We start from the raw sequence: 1,671 nt of genomic DNA on the forward strand, positions 1-1,671 counted from the left end.
GACCGTAAATACTATCAGGCATATACGAAACAACCAGCTATGTTTATCAAATGGTAGTCAGAGTGCCTAAAGAATCTGGGGGGTCTTCGTGAGTCAGAGTGGCTGCAAAGAAAGATAAATCTATGGTTATGGTATAAACTAGGATGGATACGTGGCAAGAGGTCAAGCAAAAGTTCAGCATATTTTTGGAGGGTTTTTTTGAGATTTCCTTCAATTACGGATGGATTAACTCCACCGGAACTATGGGCAAAAAAATTTCAGGCTAATAACCCCTTGTTCGTGAGGAGATTAGAGGAACTAAGAAGCGAGATAAAGAGCAATCTAGTTGAGCTGTATGAGAATTATGATGAATACAATAAACTTGATAATCATGATAAGAAGAAAATGAAATCAAAATATTCGTTTTTTACATACCGCGCAGGTGTATTGCCCCTTGTTGGAGTAGATGATATTGTTTGTTCTAATTATTTTTAAAATGTTCCGTGGTTTGTGTAGTTTTCTAATATTACGGTCTTATCCAAAAGCATTAGATAAAATGGTTGCTAATTTTAATGATTTAAAGCAAGCATTTTTACGTTCAGTTGTACTTTGGGCAGTCGAAGAAGTAAAAGATACAAAGTATGTTGATTTTCTGCAGCAGATTCTTTACGACAGCAGTTCTCCTTTCTTAGTACAACTAATGGCTTCCCAGGCGCTGTTAAAGGTTTGTGCAGAAGCAGATGTAGCATTGGATAGCGAGAGAATAGAAAAGGAAATTAGATTGGCTAAAGACAAACCATATCTGTTAAAAAATTTAATTCTATTACTAGGAATGTCAGGAAGCAAGCTAGATGCTGATGGGCTTCTTGAAGAGATAAAAGAAGAGTGTGATAGCATGCCTGACCATGAAAAATGGATGGTAGAGTATGCAATCGCAGGTTTTTCCGAGGCGAAAGAAATCGTGGCGGCTTTAGATAATCTTCCTGATTGGCTTTGTACAGAAGATTATCCGTTGATTGAAGGATTGCCTTACTTTAATCCGATGTATTAAATGCAAAAAATGTGTGTGTTATTGATATTTCCATAATACAAGTTTAATGGGATAAGATGATATTGTCCTGGAATGAGTATTCTTACGACATCCGGCTAGCAATCCTGTGATATTCGGGCAGCGTTCTCATCACATCCGGCCCTGTACTGCACAAGTGATTTTCCTCTTAAAAGCAGTATGCCGAGGATATTTGTTTTTATATTTGTCGATAAAGCCTATACCATCCTGTTTTTCTTCTCTGCAAGCCAATGTTTCCGCCATCGCAACCAATAATCCCGCTGCTTTATCGTAGCTCCACCGATGCCTGTTTACTGACGATTGCATCTAGCAAGCTCGGGGGAGGAAGAGCCCCCCCCTCCGCAAACAGCAAGCTCGGCTAGCCTCGCAATGGTACCGGTTACGACCCGACTTTTGTCGAATGCCAGCGTGCGAACGGGACAACAGTGGTGTTTAGTATGAAATGACAAGGGGAGCAATATAATATGCTGGAGTTACTGGCTATAAAGTTAAAGGCGGGAATAATTAACAACAGACCAGATTGACAAAGCATTTATCAGTTATTAAATTACCTGTATAGCCACTAATTCATCATAGGCGCTTCCTATTTCTTGAATAGAAAATTGTGGCTTAATTTCGCCTAC

General features: G+C 39.3%; 2 protein-coding genes. Both read left to right on the forward strand.

Annotated features, from left to right (window positions below; translation table 11 throughout):
- Positions 1–198: 198 nt before the first annotated feature.
- Positions 199–474 carry a hypothetical protein gene (locus SSCH_RS06430; RefSeq protein WP_044664750.1) on the forward strand — a complete coding sequence of 92 codons (276 nt, stop codon included), beginning with the start codon at positions 199–201 and terminating at the stop codon, positions 472–474.
- Complete coding sequence (locus tag SSCH_RS06435; protein WP_044664751.1) at positions 452–1,030, forward strand: hypothetical protein; 579 nt, start codon at positions 452–454, stop codon at positions 1,028–1,030. Before SSCH_RS06430 ends, SSCH_RS06435 begins: the two co-directional genes overlap by 23 nt.
- The last annotated feature ends 641 nt before the right edge of the window (positions 1,031–1,671 follow it).

Source organism: Syntrophaceticus schinkii (genome assembly GCF_000946815.1).
GTDB lineage: Bacteria > Bacillota > DSM-12270 > Thermacetogeniales > Thermacetogeniaceae > Syntrophaceticus > Syntrophaceticus schinkii.